This is a genomic window from Labrys sp. ALF-8 (genome assembly GCF_059699065.1).
This window is the reverse complement of record NZ_AP048542.1, coordinates 33,989-50,484: the sequence shown is the minus strand read 5'-3', so window position 1 is coordinate 50,484 and position 16,496 is coordinate 33,989. Positions and strand designations below refer to the sequence as shown.

General features: G+C 60.9%; 20 protein-coding genes. 1 reads left to right on the top strand and 19 read right to left on the bottom strand.

From position 1 onward, the window contains the following. The first annotated feature begins 6 nt into the window (after positions 1-6). Complete coding sequence (locus AC6H34_RS33305) at positions 7-834, top strand: hypothetical protein (protein WP_497541951.1); 828 nt, start codon at positions 7-9, stop codon at positions 832-834. A gap of 3 nt (positions 835-837) precedes the next feature. On the opposite strand, the gene AC6H34_RS33300 is transcribed toward AC6H34_RS33305, so the two are convergent. From AC6H34_RS33300 to AC6H34_RS33210, 19 genes are all read right to left on the bottom strand, one after another. Then, positions 838-1,143: a phage baseplate plug family protein gene (locus AC6H34_RS33300; RefSeq protein ID WP_497541950.1), complete on the bottom strand. Its 306-nt coding sequence runs from the start codon at positions 1,141-1,143 to the stop codon at positions 838-840. After that, entirely contained in the window at positions 1,143-1,775 is a 633-nt protein-coding gene (locus AC6H34_RS33295; protein WP_497541949.1) for a hypothetical protein, read from the bottom strand. Before AC6H34_RS33295 ends, AC6H34_RS33300 begins: the two co-directional genes overlap by 1 nt. A gap of 6 nt (positions 1,776-1,781) precedes the next feature. Continuing rightward, complete coding sequence (locus tag AC6H34_RS33290; RefSeq protein ID WP_497541948.1) at positions 1,782-4,025, bottom strand: hypothetical protein; 2,244 nt, start codon at positions 4,023-4,025, stop codon at positions 1,782-1,784. A 119-nt stretch (positions 4,026-4,144) separates the two neighbouring features. Beyond that, positions 4,145-4,660, bottom strand: a complete 516-nt coding sequence (locus tag AC6H34_RS33285) for a hypothetical protein (protein WP_497541947.1) — start codon at positions 4,658-4,660, stop codon at positions 4,145-4,147. A gap of 12 nt (positions 4,661-4,672) precedes the next feature. Then, positions 4,673-5,104 (bottom strand): phage tail fiber protein, encoded by a 432-nt coding sequence (locus tag AC6H34_RS33280; RefSeq protein WP_497541946.1) that lies wholly within the window; start codon positions 5,102-5,104, stop codon positions 4,673-4,675. 31 nt (positions 5,105-5,135) lie between these two features. Further along, positions 5,136-7,091, bottom strand: coding sequence for a DUF3383 family protein (locus tag AC6H34_RS33275; RefSeq protein WP_497541945.1), 1,956 nt, complete (start codon positions 7,089-7,091; stop codon positions 5,136-5,138). 12 nt (positions 7,092-7,103) lie between these two features. Then, a complete protein-coding gene (locus AC6H34_RS33270) occupies positions 7,104-7,832 on the bottom strand; it encodes a phage neck terminator protein (protein WP_497541944.1) in 729 nt (242 codons plus the stop codon). 11 nt (positions 7,833-7,843) lie between these two features. Further along, positions 7,844-8,227 carry a hypothetical protein gene (locus tag AC6H34_RS33265; RefSeq protein WP_497541943.1) on the bottom strand — a complete coding sequence of 128 codons (384 nt, stop codon included), beginning with the start codon at positions 8,225-8,227 and terminating at the stop codon, positions 7,844-7,846. After that, positions 8,224-8,670 carry a hypothetical protein gene (locus AC6H34_RS33260; protein ID WP_497541942.1) on the bottom strand — a complete coding sequence of 149 codons (447 nt, stop codon included), beginning with the start codon at positions 8,668-8,670 and terminating at the stop codon, positions 8,224-8,226. Before AC6H34_RS33260 ends, AC6H34_RS33265 begins: the two co-directional genes overlap by 4 nt. Continuing rightward, positions 8,670-9,023 carry a hypothetical protein gene (locus AC6H34_RS33255; RefSeq protein ID WP_497541941.1) on the bottom strand — a complete coding sequence of 118 codons (354 nt, stop codon included), beginning with the start codon at positions 9,021-9,023 and terminating at the stop codon, positions 8,670-8,672. The genes AC6H34_RS33260 and AC6H34_RS33255 overlap by 1 nt, the downstream gene beginning before the upstream one ends. A 12-nt stretch (positions 9,024-9,035) precedes the next feature. After that, the gene (locus AC6H34_RS33250; protein ID WP_497541940.1) at positions 9,036-9,461 is read right to left on the bottom strand and encodes a DUF4054 domain-containing protein; all 426 of its coding nucleotides are present in this window, start codon (positions 9,459-9,461) and stop codon (positions 9,036-9,038) included. A gap of 16 nt (positions 9,462-9,477) precedes the next feature. Beyond that, the gene (locus tag AC6H34_RS33245) at positions 9,478-9,897 is read right to left on the bottom strand and encodes a hypothetical protein (protein WP_497541939.1); all 420 of its coding nucleotides are present in this window, start codon (positions 9,895-9,897) and stop codon (positions 9,478-9,480) included. A 2-nt stretch (positions 9,898-9,899) separates the two neighbouring features. Beyond that, a complete protein-coding gene (locus AC6H34_RS33240; protein WP_497541938.1) occupies positions 9,900-10,946 on the bottom strand; it encodes a major capsid family protein in 1,047 nt (348 codons plus the stop codon). Positions 10,947-10,966: 20 nt separating this feature from the next. Next, on the bottom strand, positions 10,967-11,470 hold the full coding sequence (locus tag AC6H34_RS33235; protein ID WP_497541937.1) for a structural cement protein Gp24: 504 nt from the start codon (positions 11,468-11,470) through the stop codon (positions 10,967-10,969). A gap of 12 nt (positions 11,471-11,482) precedes the next feature. Then, on the bottom strand, positions 11,483-13,285 hold the full coding sequence (locus AC6H34_RS33230; protein ID WP_497541936.1) for a DUF2213 domain-containing protein: 1,803 nt from the start codon (positions 13,283-13,285) through the stop codon (positions 11,483-11,485). 63 nt (positions 13,286-13,348) lie between these two features. Next, on the bottom strand, positions 13,349-13,609 hold the full coding sequence (locus tag AC6H34_RS33225) for a hypothetical protein (RefSeq protein WP_497541935.1): 261 nt from the start codon (positions 13,607-13,609) through the stop codon (positions 13,349-13,351). A gap of 118 nt (positions 13,610-13,727) precedes the next feature. Further along, a complete protein-coding gene (locus AC6H34_RS33220; RefSeq protein WP_497541934.1) occupies positions 13,728-14,555 on the bottom strand; it encodes a phage head morphogenesis protein in 828 nt (275 codons plus the stop codon). A gap of 14 nt (positions 14,556-14,569) precedes the next feature. Beyond that, positions 14,570-14,761 (bottom strand): hypothetical protein, encoded by a 192-nt coding sequence (locus AC6H34_RS33215; RefSeq protein WP_497541933.1) that lies wholly within the window; start codon positions 14,759-14,761, stop codon positions 14,570-14,572. Positions 14,762-14,887: 126 nt separating this feature from the next. Beyond that, positions 14,888-16,483, bottom strand: a complete 1,596-nt coding sequence (locus AC6H34_RS33210; RefSeq protein WP_497541932.1) for a DUF1073 domain-containing protein — start codon at positions 16,481-16,483, stop codon at positions 14,888-14,890. Positions 16,484-16,496 lie beyond the last annotated feature (13 nt).

Below are 16,496 nucleotides of genomic sequence, written 5' to 3'. Positions count from 1 at the left end.
TTTTTGATGAAGTACGTTTTGTCGGCTGTTCTAATATTAGCTGTAAACGCGCCTGCTTTAGCAGCCTTTCGGGACTTCCAGAGTTATCCTGCTGGAACTCCTTATACGGGGCAGCACGCAATACCCGTTTTCAAAGACAAGGGTACCTATGCTTTTCGAACGAGGTTTCGAGAGGCAGCGAAACAAGCACCTAATTTTGCGTCAGAGTTTGTTGTCGCAGAATGGGGGTGCGGGACGAATTGCAGTGCTGGAGGCGTTATTAACCTTCGTACAGGTGCAACCTATCTGCTACCCACTATGACTGGCGAACCGGGAGAATACGAGAAGGGGAAGAAACACGAATACAAATACAAGGTTCGGAGTAATCTTCTTATAGCGACTGGCCATATTGATGACGACGGACCGTACGGTACGTTTTATTTCAACGTCGGTAATGCAGGCCTACAGAAGATTGGCGAAGATCTCGACGAGGCGGTCACCCCTCTACCTGCTACAGATGAGACGGCTCCAAGTCAGGAAGCTACTGTGGGGGCCGACGAAAGGACGTTGAGGGCTCATGATGCTATAAAGAGCAACCCAATGATGAGAATGAATTCTACGACAGAAGATCTTGCCATTTGCGTCGTTGATAACGCTATTAGGACTGGCAGTGTCTACAAAGAAGGAAACGACGCGGCGAATTACGAGACTGTCACTTCGTTAAGTCACAGATGCGAGTCTTTGACCGTTTCTTATGTATTGGATTGCTCATCACGTTTACCTAATGCGACGCCCGCAACGTGCGACGCCTACCCTTTTATTTATGTCGTACTTCGGGATGCTGTGGGGCAATAATCGTCAAGTAACGAAATCACCATCTTCCAGATAGAGCAGGCTGTATCTGGTCCCCAGGCCGTCGTAGGTCGGATTGCTGTTACCCTGGTTATCGAGAAAGGCGAGATCCCCCGTGAACGCGAGATAGGCGGAACGCACGATCGCGTTCAGGTTCTCGCAGATGACCCCGCCGATGATCAGGACGCTGTCGACGAAGAGGTCGAGATAGAGATCGCCCGCCTTGGTATAGACGTTGATCTGGCAATTCTGGCCACCAAGCTGGAGCGTCACTGCCTGGTTCGGGACGGCCTGCAGCGGCACGATCTGCATCAGACCTTGTTCCCGTCATTAAATGGTAGCGCTTTTGCCGTCTGCGCCGCGCTCGGCGTCGTCGCCTGAACCGGGCCCGTGTTGACCTGTGGCGATGCGCCAGGATCTTGCGTGCCTTGCGTCGACATTCCGGCCGTGACACGAACTTCCTCGAGCCAGACGTCGATCACGATAAGACCGGCGCCGCGCTCTGCGCTTCGGCTGTAATCGTAGTGCGTGATATTGCAGCTCGAGTGTACCGTTTCCGGCGTCACGACGTCATAGAGAAGCAGATTGCCAGCGATAGCAGCGATGGAAGCGAGCAGCGCCTCTCGGTTCGAGGCCGAGCCTCCCGCCGAAAATCTGACGCGCGCCTCGAATGGCGTCGAGACCTTGTCATAGGTTTCGAAGGCGCCTTCCTCGACCGGATAGTCTGAGAGGTTCCACTGCTGCCGATAATCGACCGACACGACATTGTCGCAGAGCACAATCGGCGCTCCAGCAAGGTAGATTCCCCATTGCTGGAATCCAAGGAGGCCGAGCAAGACAGACGCGCCATCGGTGGACAGCAAGCTAAGACCCGTGCTCACGATGCTCGCGAACGATACAGAGGGCACCCCCGGAACGTTGGGAACATTGACCGGGAATGCCATCTGAAATCATCCTGGACCGTAGTTCGCGGCCGAAGCCGTCAGCGTGCGATGAAGGGCATCCTTCAACGACGCGGCGATACCAGGGCTATCGGTAGCCTTGGTGTGGATGGTGATCGGGCCAGTAACGTTGGTCTGCACTTGGCTTGACGAGGTCGATGACCGACGATTGTCGGTCCTGGCTCCTGCGCCGTAGAGAGCGGAGAACCTGGCGCCCGCGACGCTTCCACCAACCTGGCCAGCCATGCCAACATTGGGATGCTCGTACGGTGCATAGGGACCGCGCGCCACCCTGGGATTATATGCAAATCGATTTCCTCCGATCACCGGAGCATCTCGATGTCGTTGACCCCAGGGCCCATTATACCAGCCAGCGCGGTATTCGTTCGCGCCATTGGTAATGTCCGGAACGCTGCCAGATGCAATGGCCCGAATACGATCTCGGATGAAGGCCGCTCGCTCTGCCCCGGCCTTCCGGAATCGGCTTGCTGCGTATTGACCTGGTGCCAACGCGACTTGACGCAGGTCTCCACTGGGTCCGTACCCCTTCGTGCCAAGCCGGTTGAACATGTTGTTGATGACAGCGTCAACGCTCTGTTGAGATGAGGTGGCCTCGCCCGCGATGATATTCACGACGTCGTCGCTCAGATCGGCGCCGGATAAGGTGTAGACCGGCCGATACTGGCCTGGCTTGCCAGGAACCGGATTGTAGCTGCCATTCCCGCCGCCAAACATGGTCTTGACGGCGCCACCGACGGCACTGAGGAAGCCACCACCGCCGCCAGAACCGCCGGCACCTGGGGCCGAGCCACCTCCGTTGTCCACTCCCAGCCATCGGCCAAGGGTCTGGAGCCAGTTCTCGCCGCCGCCATGATCGCCGGAGAGCGTGACCGGCACCGGGTTCCCCCGATCGACCTTGCGACCATCAACCGCGAGATCTGATCCGAAAGCGCTGTTCGGCAGAATGGTGCCGCTCGTGTTCGGAATGAACGGCTCCGGGCCATGCTCGCCAACCAGGTAGGCCTGGCCGCCCGTGACGGGGCCGCCAGTGGCGCGCCCGGTCTTCGGTTCCTCGACCCAGTCGTGATTGAGCAGGGTCGTGCCCATGAAGCCCTTGTAATACGTGCCGGGCTTGGACTGCTCGTAGGAATCGTACGGGTCTTCCCTGCTGCCTTTGCCGGACTGCGGGATATCGGCCCCGGTGATATGGCGGCTGGTGGTGCCGTCGCCGTTGTCGACCTTCTGGCCCTGGACGGCCCTGATCGCGTTGTCGGCGATTTTTGCCATCTGGGCGATGGCGCCCAGAATATCCATGACGGTCTGGCCGAACTGCTTCAGGCTGGCTTTGCCATCGTCGCTCGAGATCCACTTCATGAACGCATCGAAGGCGTCCTTGATCTCGGTGGCGTATTCGTCGACTTTCTGGTTGAGCCAACCTTTGTTCGCCTCGACCCAGTCCGACATTCCCTTCGCGATCCGGACGAGGATCGGCTCGACCTCTCGGAACCCCTTCTGGAATAGGCTGCCGATCGCATTGGCGAACTCGTTCCAGGCCTTCTGAAACTCCTGGGCGTTCTTGACGTCGGCGTCCGATGGCGCCAGGTCCTTATTGAGATCGATGACCTTGGACAGCTGGGAGCCGTACTGGATCATCAACTGCAGCGTGCCGCTGTCGATATGCAGGGCGTTCGCATAGAGCGCCGCCTTCTGCGGATCCTGCTGGTAGAGTTTCTGGAGCGCGGCCGACAGCCCGTCGATATAGGCCACCATGCCCTTATCAGTCGGGATGTCGATCTGGGCATCGGCTTGGAGGCGCCAGAACTCCGGAGGGAAATTCGTACCGTTGACCCGGAAATCCGTGACAGCCTGCGACAGAGCAGCGATGGTCCGGGCCGTTGCCTCCGCTGTTCCACCGACCGAACCGACGAGCTTCTCGAAGGCCCCCACATACTGAGGGGTGAGGCCGGCGGTCTTGCTGAAGCGGCCCAGCGCCGCATCTGCGGTGATCAGGCTGGTTGCGAAATCGGCGATGCTCCGGGAGCCGGTGAAGATGGCAAACAGAGCGAGGGCCTCAATCGCGATCTTCTTGATGCTGTCGGCAGCCTTCTGCGCGGATTGTTCGATATCCTTGCCGCTCTTGGTGACCTCCTCCTTCGTCTTCTTGAAGGATTCCGTGGCCTCCTTCTGCCCCTTCCGAAACTGCGTCGGATCGAGGCCAAGCTCGACATAGAAGGCATCAATCAGCGTCGGCATGCGTCAGTCCTTGTTCTCGTTCTCGGCCTCCGCAAGCAGATTGCGATTGTGCGCGTCGATCGTCGCCACCTCGAGGATGTCGTAGACGTCCTCAACCGACAGGTGTTGCTGAAGGTCGATCAGCGCGGCCGTCTTGTTGGTGGAGAGCGAGAGAACTGCACCGATGCTGGCGGGGAGGTTTCGGTACTCGGCGAGGATGATGTCGGGCCCGGCGCTGGCGAGGTCGATTCCGAGCTCTTCGCGCCGAAAGAAAAACCCGTGTGGAGCGTCAGCACCTCCTGGCGCAGCCGGAAGCGGGTCGCGACCTCCTCGATGTCGACGTCGTCCATCAGAGACCTGATCACGTCGGGGTTTCTCGGATCCGGTTTGATGGAAATGCAGCCCATCATCTCGTCGAGAAGAGGCTCGGCGTCCTCGAAGCTGATCCGCATCAGGGCCTGCATGCCGACAACGGCAAGATTGCGCATGCCACCTTGGGCGAAGCCCTCCGGCAGATCGACGCCGGAGCGGGCAACAGCGAGCAAGGCCCGCATCGCCCATTTCTCGGCCTGAGAGGACGGCATTTCCCGGATATGGAAGACCTTGTCCTTGTCGCGGCCCTCGTCGGTGATCCTGATGTCGATTTCCTTACGCATCTAGATCTCCGATCAGTTCGGCGACGCCTGGATTTTCTCCCAGGTCACCGTGTATTTGCGGGGCGTGATCAGCTTCTTGATCGTGGGCAACGTCGTGAACGAAGTCAGGAAGCCATTGGTCATCGTGTAGCGCCGGCCGGTGGCACGAACGTTCGTGGTGCCGTTGGCCGGGTAGGCATCAAGACCCTGTTTCTGCTGGGCGGCCCAGGTCTCGAACAATTGGTTCGAGTCCGAGTCCGCCTGGAGACTGAAAGTCTGCCGCACCGCGACCCAGACGAAGCCGCCCGACAGTTTTCCATCAACGCCCATCTGGGTTTCGACGATTTCCTGCTGGTCGGCATCGTAGACGTCGTCCGCGGCGAACCCTTGCAACTGGATCGGCGCGTTGAACAGGTTCGGGATCGTGAGCGTGATGATCGCGCTCGCGCCGGTAAGCGTAGCCATTGAGGTTTCTCCGAAGTCTTGGATTTGCCGCTTACTGGACCAGCGTGCTGTTCAGCGTGATCTTCTGGATGCTCTCGCCGTCGGCGTACCAGAAGTTGATAGGAGGAGACTGGCGCGCCTGCCTGGTCTGCGGGGCGGCATCCACCACTTGCAGATACCACCCCTGGGCACTCACGACGGCGGCGACGTCGATCCCGGTCGCGCCGGCGGTGTTGTTGATCTCCGCCTTCTGCGCGCTGGAAAGCGTCACGCCAGCCCGGATTGCCCCGAAGTTCAGGCCCGCGTTGATCGGGTCGGCGCAAGCCGCCTTCACCAGGTCGTAGCCAGGCGCGGTATAGGGGATCGAGTTGACGTTGACTTCCAGCTGCATCAGGGCGAGCTGCAGTTCATTGTTCAGCCAGATCTGGTTGATGAAGCTGTCCAGCCACTGGAATTCGCCGGAGACCGTACCTTCCTGGAAGAGCAGGAACTGCTGGTTTGCCGTCGCGTAGGCGCCATAGAAGTTGTAGCCGTTCGCGATCAGGTTGTTCGCAACCGTGGCGCTGGTGACCGCGGCGACAAGGCCGTCCTGTCCGCGATAGGCGAAGGTTATCCGCCCGTTGGCCGCATCGAAGTTGATCGAGGCCGTGGTGCCGCAGACGAAGGCGGCAAGGCCGGCACCGTCGTTGTTGTCCCAGATCGCCGCGGTGCCGTTGAGCGCCTGCGACTGGATGATGTTGCCGAAGCTCGACGCGGCATCGTCGCTCTGGGTCGGCGTGATATCCGTATCCCAGGCGACGTAGCAGTACCGCTTGTTCTGGTTGTTGGTCCAACCAGCGAAGGCAAGCTTCTGGGCATTCCCGTTCCCGCCGTCGGGATCGAACATCGTCATGAAGGTCGCCCAGTTCTGGGTGACCTGGGTGAGAGCGGTCATGAAGGCGTTCGGAGAAGCGGCATCCGCCCCCTGCGACAGGATCGCGCCCGTTGCTTCAGTGAGGAAGATCTGGCTGGCGATCGACCCTGTCGCAAACGCGGCACCAGAAGCCCAGCCGGCGACACCAGAAGTGATGACGAAGCCGCCGGACACGGAGTCGAAGCTGACATCGATCGGGGCGGGCTCTGCGGTGATGGTGCCGCTCGCTGCGGTCTGGGAGGTCTGGACGTAGTAGGTCCCGAGGAGGCCTTCGCCGGTACCGAGCCCGGTGATTATCGTGCCGGCCGTTACCCCTGTGCCAGACAGGACCTGACCAATAGAGACCGTGCCCGATGCTACGGCGGTGACGGTCAGGAGACCATAGGTCGCCGTGAAGGCCACATTCGAGACCGACTGAGCGACTGACACGGCGTAGTCGCCCACACCGCCCGGCGTGCCGCTGATCTGGGAGGTGATCTGGGTCCCGTTGATCACGCCGGCGCCCGCCAGGATCGCTCCGGGGACGATATTGCCGGAGGTCACGGCGTTGACGCTGAGCACGTTGCCGGCGATCGTGCCGGAGAAGGCAGCGGTCTGCGCGGCAATCGATCCCGTAACGGTCGCCAGCGTAGCCGGACTCGCGTTGAGATCCTGCTCGATGATCGCAGCCGCAGCGCTGAAGCTGGTGGCGGTCGCAAGATCGATGTTCGCGGCCGATCGTACATAGCCGTCAATCGCGACCGACAAGGCGCCGGACAGCCCCTGCAACTGCAACAGAGAGAGCTTGTTGACCGGTCCGCCGCGCAGATAACCCTTGGCTGCCGCCGAGTTGTACTGCGTGAACAGGATGGTCGCCGGCTTCTTGGTCGAGTTGTTGAAGCCGTTGAAATAGATCGCCGCGACTCGGGCTTCCTGGGAGGAGGGGCCGAAGTAGCTGGCGACGGAAACACCATCGTTGGGAAACGACAGGACCGCCCCGACAGGTACGCGAGAACTGTTCGTCAGCAGGATGCCGTTCATGACGAGGGCGCTGCCACCCGCGTTCAGCACGTTCGGGATCACGCTCACAAGCTGTGAGGCGGGAATCGTAGCCATGTCTATGTTTCCTCAGGGGGTGGCGTCGGCGTCGATGTGGTGGATGCTGTTGAGCCTGAGCTCGTCGGCGAACTGCTGCGGCACCGTCACGGTCGCATTGACCTGGAGAACGGCGTCGATGATCCAGCGCCATTCGTATTGCTGCTCGGCGTTGACGAACGGCATTTGCCGCGGATCACTGGTGTAGAGCGGGGCGATGTCGAAGCCCGTTGCCGCGAAGAGGTCGACGCCATAGGGATCGCGAAACATCGTCGTGATCGTCTGGGCATTGTCGCCGCTGTTCGGACCGTGCACGTCCAACTGGATCGTGACCTGTGTCGACTGCAGCAGGACAGCGGACCCGCTCGCAAGCTTTCCGGAGGCCAAACTCTGCGCCTGGCTGACGATATAAGTGCCTAACCCGCCGGAGCCAGTGCCCAAGGCGGCTATCGCGGTTCCCATGGCGACGCCTGGACCGAACAACGTCTGTCCGACCGCGATCTCGCCGAGGAGCATGGCGGTGACAGTCAACACCGTTCCGTCAATCGAGCCGATGAAACTGACATCGTTTGGCGTCCGGACGTTGGTTGACAGACGCGCTCGAAGCGTCGGCACCATCAGGACGTAGTCGTTGACCTGCGGCTCCGGCACCCTGTTGTCCTGACCCTGAACGACTTCCACCCCGGCGGGAAGGACGGCCAGCAGGAACGAGCGCAGCGCAACGAAGATGTTGGACTGCGTCGGTACAGGCGCCAATGGCACGGGCTGAGATCCTATTCGTTCTGCAGGGTGATCGCGACCTTGCACCAGTCCGGCCATGCCTCGAGGACGAGGGACGCCAACCAGGTATTCCCCTCCGGGAGCGTGCCGGCCGGGAAGACAATGAGATCGCCGCCGCGCTGATCGGCGCGAACGATGCCCATGACGTTGCCGGTGAGATAGATCGCTCGCCTGACGCCCTGGATGCCTTGGGCATCAAGCAAGGTGATATCGGTATAGGTCAGGGCCTGGACCTGCGCTCTGATCTGGAATTCCGTATAGGTCGGAACCCTGTTGCCATCGTCCTGCGTGGCGTAGCCCGTCGATCGCCGGACAGTGGCCCCCACGAACGGATTGACGATGCCGATCGCGGGGGCGACGATACCGTGCAGATTCATGATTTCACCACGTAGTCGGCGCTGTTCAGCATGTGACCGGAGTCGACGAGCTGTTTCTCGTTGCCCTTCTTGGCGATCGTGACGGGAGAGAGCGGCACGGCGTCGTAATCGATGATCGCCTGTTGCAACTGGCCCTTGATGCCTTCTCCGACACGTCCGAGCGTCTTCTCGGCGTCGTATTCGGTATCCTTGAGCTGAGCAGCAATGGCTTTCGGCCATTCCGGGCTCTTGTCCTGGATCATGCCGCGAAAGAAGGGTCGGGGCGGGATGTTGGAAGCCGGCGCTCCGAACTCCTGGATCGCCGCTACCATTGCGACAGGAGTTCCATCTGGGTAGGTGGCGTCCTCAAGAAACCCGATGTCGACGGCCGAAGCCTTGGATAAGTTCTGGGCGATCTGTGCGAGGGCAGCCTCGAGCTTGTCGCCCCCGCGGACCTTCACCATCACTTGCCGTCCGTCTTGGCCGCGTCGTTGCCAGTCTTCGCGTCCGCATCGTTCGGCTGGGTCTCGGCTGGCGCGGGCTTATCTGCCTCCCTTGGAGGTTCCTTGGCGGGTTCCGTCGCGGCCGGCTCGGCGGCCTTGGGTGCCGGCGGGCTGACTTCAGTGGGCGAGGGATTCGTCGGGGTGGCGGCTGGCGCGGGTGCGCTCGGCGCAGGAGCGCTCGGAACGGGAACCGACGTGCTGGCCTTGCTCTCAAGGGCGGCAAGGCGGGTTTCCAGATCCTCGATCTGGGCACCCATGTTCTGGTTTGCAATCAGAAGGTCACGTACCTTCCGATCCATCGCGTCGATGTCCATCGAGCGGTCTCCTCAATAGCGGGGGTAGGGGTATGGTGTCGGCGGAGGTGCCGGGAAGCTGAACCCGCCGAGCCAATACGGCCGGGCGAGTTGCCAGAACAGGGCGCCGTACTGGGTCTGCGAATACCAGGCCTGGTTTTGCGTCGCGGTGAAATCAAGCTGGACCGAAACGCTGCCTTCTGTCGCCCCGGAGACCCGGCCGACTAGGCCAGCCGACGGCGACGTGGCGGTGCCAAATGAGAGCTGGCAGAGGTGGGCAACCATCAGCCAAAGGAAATTCGTCTGCTGCTGAGGGTCGCTGACGCACCCGATAAAGCCCGCAATTGCCTGTTGAGCCAGGGGCAGTATGCGCCCGTTGACCTGAGCTTCGGTGACGTTCGAAAATTCCGGATAGGCAGCGGACCAGGCCGCGTAGTCAAATGGGACCTGGTCCGCCATGTCTGTTGTCGGCCGATCAGGCCGCCTTCTCGATGCGCCTATTGAACTCCGGGGTCGGGTTCTCCGGATCGTGGGGCTCGAAGCCGACGCGTTCCTTTTCGCGTCCAGCGGTCTCCACCTTGATGGTATCAACCGTGTCGACCACGATGATGTTGCCCGACAGGACGGCCGGATGGTCCTTGTTCTGCTCCATCCATTTCGCCATGAACTCGGCGTCGACCCTTGTCACCGCGAAGCCATTGACGAGCAGGGTGGTGGGCGCCTTGTCAGCAGGATGCGCCCAGCCTTTGAGAGAGACGGCTGGACCGACCTTGTCCCAGCGATCGACCTTCCGCGTTCCGCCGCCCATAACCGGCTCCTGCAAGGTGATCTTCTGCTGGTGCTGGAGAACGAGTCCGTGAGGGAGCTTGCAGCCGACGATGACCATGTTGTCCATGCTCAGACCCCCAGCATCTGGGCGATGGCGACGGGGTACTTGATGACCGCGCCCCAAGTGCCCGACGTCTTCTTCTGCTTCCAGGCCGAGAGCTCGCGGACGATCGCGTGATCGCGCTGCTTCTCGTTGAAGGCGCAGAAGCCGGTGTCGTTGCCGTCGAACTTGTCGGCAATCATCTGGACGACGTTGCCGCCGGCGGTGGCATAGCGGGGCGAGGTCTTCACCTTGAGATTGGGGAAGCTCTTTGCGAGCATATCCGAGACGGTGATGCCGAACGAGTTCGTCGTCGTCATGGCGACTTCCGAACTGGGCGACATGGCCAGGGTGAGAGCGTCCTTGGACTTCACGCGGCCGTTGGTCTGGGCCACCAGCTTGTTGAAGATCGCCTGGATGTCCTGATAGACCTCGTTCGCGGTGGCGTTGATGACGCCGGCCCCGGTGATCCAGGTCGGTCCGCCAGCGGCCTTGGTGGCAGGGCTGAGCGGCGCCGAGAGCGAGGGATCGTTCAGCAGGCCGTAGTTCTGGAGGCCCACCACGCCGAAGTGGTAGGTGTAGTCCATGAACTTGTCGAGGGTCAGAGCCGCGGAGCGCTGCTTCTCCGAAACCCACTGCAGCTTCACGGTTGCCATGCGGTCCTGCTCGAGATCGCCGTATTCGATGATCGTCTGGAACAGGTAAGACTGGCGCTGCGGGAAGGTCGCATTGGCGTCCGAGATGCCGTTGGTATTGTGGTCACCGTAGCTGGAGACCTCACCGGTGTTCTCGACCACCAGGAACATCGCCGTCTGCGACTTCCAGTCGCCTTCCTTGCGCTCGCCGAGGATACTGGCACCCTCGTTGGGAGACTGCAGGATGCGCACGACCTCGGGATCGATGTAGGTCGTGAACAGCGCCGGGACGCCGCTCGATGCGGGATCGCCGGCAAGGGCGGGCTGCGCGTCGAGCGCAACCTGATAGTCGCGCTTGAACTCTTCGGGCATCCAGTCCTGAGCCAACAGGACGATGCCCCACTCCCGCTGAAGGCGGGCAAATTCTGCGTTACGGATCATTGTTGATTTGCCCCTCAGGATCAGATCGTGTCGGTGATCTTGACCAGTTCGTTTGCGGCGCCGGCAGTGGCCGCATAGAACTTGGTCTCGATGCTGCCCGACACAGTGGCGCCGGCAGCGGCGAAGGAGATGGTGCCATCGGCAAGCTTGGCGAAAGCCTTCATGCCGACCGTGGCGGCGCCCGCGCCAGCGTTCTTCACCCAGAAGTCGCCGCCGCTGAAGATGTCACCGACCGGGAAGCCGGCGGGGATGGTGTTTCCGTACTCGGTCAAGTACGTCGTGATGAGCGCCTGCTCGGTTCTCGCAACGATACCGGTGGGAAGGCCCGTACCGGTGTTGTTGAGCAGCCGCGGCACGCCGTTGGTGTCGTTGGCCGCCCAAGCGAAGAGCCCGACTACAGCACCGTTGGCGCCAGCGACGAAACCACCCTCAACGGTGAGGGCGGCATGGCGAGGATTGACCGAGGCAAACTGGCCGGCAACGGCGGGCGCCTGGGTGATATTGACCTGCGTCTGGAAGGGCATCGGCCAGGTTCCTTACTTGAGGCGGCCGGAGTTCGGGAAACGCTTCGAATAAGCGTCCTGAGCGGCGGCATCCATTGCGGGGAGGGTTTCGGCGGTCGCCGGTTTGGGTACCGGGAGGGCTTTGAGCAGCGCCCGGTAGGCCGATTTCGGAACGTCCGAAATGTCAACCTTCATGGCCTTGAGTGCGTGCCCGTAGACCTCGTCCGCGGTGTCGCAGGCGACGGCGATCTTGCCGACATAAGGGCGAACCTCGTCCTCGGCCATGCGCAGATCGGAGAACTGCTGGCGGATACGCTTCTCGACGGCGCTCGTGGAAGAGCGGATCGCGGCGTCCATCGCGGACTTGCTCACCTTCTCCTCCTTGTCGTCATCGTCTTCGTCTTCCGCCTGGTCGTCGTCCTCGTCGCAGGCTTCCTTGTCCTTGGCGCCTTTGTCCTTGGCCTTCTTCTTGTCCTTGTCGTCATCCTCCTCGGACTCGTCCTCGGCCTTCTTCTCGTCGTCCTCGTCGGGATCTTCGTCTTCGCCGCGAGGATCCATGTTGTCGAGCGCGAGGAGGGCCTTGGTCACCTCGTCGAGGTTGGCGTCCTGCGCCAACTTCCCATCAAGGGCCGTTTTGATCGCCGCGACCTTCGCCGCGCGCGCCTTCTGCGACTTGGTCGCCATGCTGTCGTTCTCCATGGGAGGTGGGATTAATGCGCTGTCTTGGACGAGCACGTCCGGGCCAGCGCGGCCCTGTTCAACGAGGGCGAGATGATTGCCCCCGATGTCTCTCATCACGCCATCGTATGGCTCGCCCGCAGGAGTCGTGCCTGGCGTCATGTCCGGCCTGTAGCGATAGCCGCAGCTAAGCTCTCGCTGCGTGCCTGACTGGATCAGCTTGATGGCTTCGCCTTCCCAGATCGATAGAGGCGCGGTCAGGTACGGTGGATCGAAGTTGACCGGGCTTCCGATGGTTCCGACAGTGAGCTCTGAGGGATGCTCGTCGGCATTGACCGGCTGGTGCCTGATCAGAAGCGGCTTACCTTCGAAGGTGCCAGCCGCGCGCGCGAGCTCGTCGGGATGACGATAGAGTCGATAGATCCGGTCCGGGTCGAGGCCTAGGCGCTCGAAATCAGGGATCTCTCGGCCGTAGTAGGGGTTCACCACTGCCTTGCTGATCGGCGTCCGCTCGACGTGGAGATGACCGTCGGCATCAATCGAACGCACGGTAGCGCGATCGAGTGCTATGCTATCCTGTGCGACGACATATTCGCGGGCCCACGCTGCAAAATTGGCGCAAGCCGTTGCGAGATTATCGGGCGATCCCAGCCCGTCGCCTTCATCGATGCTCAGGAGTGCCATCAGCACTTCTTCGACCGCTGGATGAAGCGGCCGCGGCATCATAGAGAGCGGAGCCCATGCGAAACCGGAATGCTCACCGTTCAGCGTGGGCGTGAACTTCTCCTCGACCGGCTTCGCGAAGGTCGAGAAAATGAAACCGTTCGGCGTCATTCGGCGATCGAGCAAGCGCATCGCGCCCTCAGGAGTCGAGCCAATCTCCTCTTTCACCTCGCGCTCGGCGGCCTCTTCCGGCGTTTCGCCTTCCTCGGCTTTGCCACCTGGGAGCGCCCAATGCCCGGCCCAATTCGTCTCTGTCGACGAGCGTCGCAGCAGCAACACGTCGCCATCAGGCGCCACAAAGACGATTCCAGCGGCATGCGGAGCATCAGCATCGCCGACGAATTCTTCCGCGATCTTCTTCGGGATTCCCAGAGTGGAATGCCCGTGGGCAGCCGCTTCCATCGCCCGGCGCTGTTTTTCACTGACGGCCGGCATGTTTCCCTCAAAACAAAAGCCGCCCTGCGGCGGCTGTCGGAGATTGTCGATATTTGTCGGAGTTCAGATTTTCAATTTCGACAATGCTGATGCAGTGCGCTCGGCCTGCTGCTCGATCTCGACGAGCTTGAGGCGGATGGCTTCGAGACCATCAAGGGCCATGCCAGTATCCAGGTCGAGATGAATGGATATCTTGTCTGTTGGTTTCGGATTTGGCCCTTTGCCTTCGAGATATCGCACCTCACGCTCAGGGCCGAGCTTTCCGATTAGTTCCGGCATCCCCAAATTCCCCAATGCCTTGCAGAGTTCTATCTCTGTCGCCACGTCCACATCTTGTAGAGCATGAAGCCGCTGAAGCAGATGATGGCGCTACCGAGAACAGCCCGATACCACTCCGGAAGCCCTTGCGCGCCTTGCGCTGCAAGAAGGATTAGGACCCCGTTCATGAGAATCCCTTGATCACGACCCGGCCAACGCATTTGCAATTTGGCTCTTCGCCGGGGAAAATATGGCGTTTCAACGCAGGATCGTACCAACCTTCGCGGATTTTGTAGCGGACCTTGTCCCGCCCCGCTTTGACGTGCGTGGGGCGGGGATGTCGCCCTCCGCCGGAGTGAAGCCACTCTTCTTCATCCAATCCCAGCTCAAGTTTTAGCGCCCGTCCCATCGCTGACGTGGCCTTGTTATTCTGGTCTCGTGCGATGAAGGCGGCCCGCCGACGCGTGATGCCGTACCGAGCTTCCAACTCCTTCGTCAGACCGCCAAGATCACGACCGGTCTGCACCGATCGCATTACCAGGCCCTCGACCTGCTCGAAATACTGCGCCGGGATGCTCTTGATCAGCGCCACGTTCTGATTGACGGTCGCGTCCAGGACGTCGCGCATGGCGGGCGTCATCTGGAATTTCACTGTAAAGCCGCCGTCTTTCAGTATCTTCCGAAGTGCATCGGAAGATCGGGTCTGCGTCGACTGGGCGAACCAATCGGCGAGCTTCGCTGAGGCCTTATCGAATTTCCTAAGCCAACGCTTCGCCAGATCTTGGATCGTCCGGCGCAGCGAGTCTGCAGGCGTTTCATCCTGCGCGACGCGGGGCTCATTGGCTCGATATGCGGCCTTCAGGAAGTAGACCGTGCTGGCCTGCATCCCAGCAATCAGCCGGTCGAGCCGACGGCGATATTCCGCCTCAATCCCTGCGTTGGCGTGGACCGGACGCAAGACCTTTTCGCTTCGTTCCTGAGGAGAGCGGCGCCGGCGGTTGCTCTGGAGCAAGGTCGGCCTCCGATTCAGTCGATGAGGAAATACTCTACGCCTTTTTCGTCCCACCATTTGCTGGTGTAGACTTTGGCCTGCCTTGCGACTTCATGATCGCCGCCGCACTGAGAAGAAACGACCACCTCAAGATGGTCAGGGACGCCTTCGAGCAGTTTTCTTAGGTCCCCGACGGTGATTGTCTCGCGATCTCTTCCTTCCTCCATCGACATCCTCCGGAGGTTTAAAACCCGGGATCGGTGGCCCCGGGATATCCTTGAACGCAATCTTTTCTGCTTCGTCCTCGCGCGCCGGTTGAGCGGCTGCGATCATCTCGGCAAGGTTGATGTCGATCACGCGTTTTCCCTGGACTTGTCGAAGAGCTTGTCCAGCGGTTTATCGCCGCTTTCCTTGCCCTCGCCAAGTCCTTCAATGGGATGACCGCCGCGCGGCATCAGGCCTTCTTCCTCTTCATCGAGGAGGTCCGGCATATCATCGACGTCAATCGATTGGTAATCCGATTGCGGATCCCGAGCGACGCGTTCACGGCTCTCCTGCGGTGACAGCACGCCAGCGTCGATCAGGATCTGGTCGGTTTCCGCTTTGGTCTTTTCGACCTCGGACTGTCCCTTCTCGTCGAGAGACCATAGCGGCTCAAATTCGAAGTCGATCCCATCGTCGGTTTCGCCCCACAGCGACAGCATGACAATGCCGAGCAGTGCGTGCAGGTTCTGACGAAAGACCTTCTCCTGGAAACTGTGGATCCAGTCGTAGAAGCTGCGGAGCTCACCCTCCGACGAGGCGTTCATGCCCGCAGGCTGAATGCCCAGCAGTTTCACCACCGGGATATGTGAGACGCTCGCAAGGTGCTCCTGCGCCTGGGTCTGGAGGCCTTCAAGACCGCCGAGAGGCGCCGAGACGCTCTCGAATTCCTCGCTCTCCTTGTCGATTGCGAGAACGCTGCGATTCGAGCGGGTGTTGTTGAATAGAGCGATACGCTTGAAGAAACTGTCGCCTGACCCACCTGACAAGATGGCGTCCATCGCCGTCTTGAGTACGAACTGCGTGAACGAGACGATGATTTCCGCGATGCCCTGGCGGACCTTGAGCCAGTTCTCGACGTATGGATACGCCATCTGGGACAGCGAGACACCGCCGAAACTATAGGCCGGCTTCAGGATGTCCGGGACTTCCCGACTGACGAATGTGAACAGCCTGGTCTTGTGGACCTGCTTGCCCATGACGTTCCATGTCTGCGGGTCGTACCAACCGTCCCTGAGCGGGTCAGACCCATTGAAAGCCGTCGGGTAGGTCCAGACCGGTTCAATGACCTTGATGCCCTTCAGTGCACCCTTGCCGATCTTGGCGGCGCTGGCGCTGTCCCAGCCGGTGCCGATCGTCTTCACCAGCTCTTCGGGCTCGTCGCCATTTCCCGTGTCGAGGTAGAGATGGCTACGCCCGAAATAGCCATCGAGCTCAGCTGCCTTCTGGAAGGCAGCGCGGATATTGAGGCGCTTGAATTCGGCATCGAGCTCCGCGATGCGGTCCGCCTTGTCATCGCCATCCTTCGCGGTGAATCGGATCCAGCGCCGCGTGCACTCGGTCGCGATCGTCTCGGACATCATGCGATACTCGGGGCGCTGCGCCATTTCGGCGAGGACCGGATAACCCATGAAGGCTGCGCCCTGATACCCGCTCGCCGCGTATAAGCTCGCTGCCCAGGTATTCACGGCGCCCATGGCGCTATCGAGCGCTATCGCCTTGCCCTTGCGATCCTGCCCCGGCAATGGGGGATGCATGGCAACCTTGAAAGGCTCGACCGGCTTTTCGTCGATACGCGAGGCGGCTACGGCCTCTGCCGAGATGCTGAGCGGGCGCCGAGCAGCCGGAGCTGGTGCCTGCGGTGCGGGGGCTGGCTCAGCCTTCTTGCGCCAGGGCCACCACACCATTTCATCTCCTCGG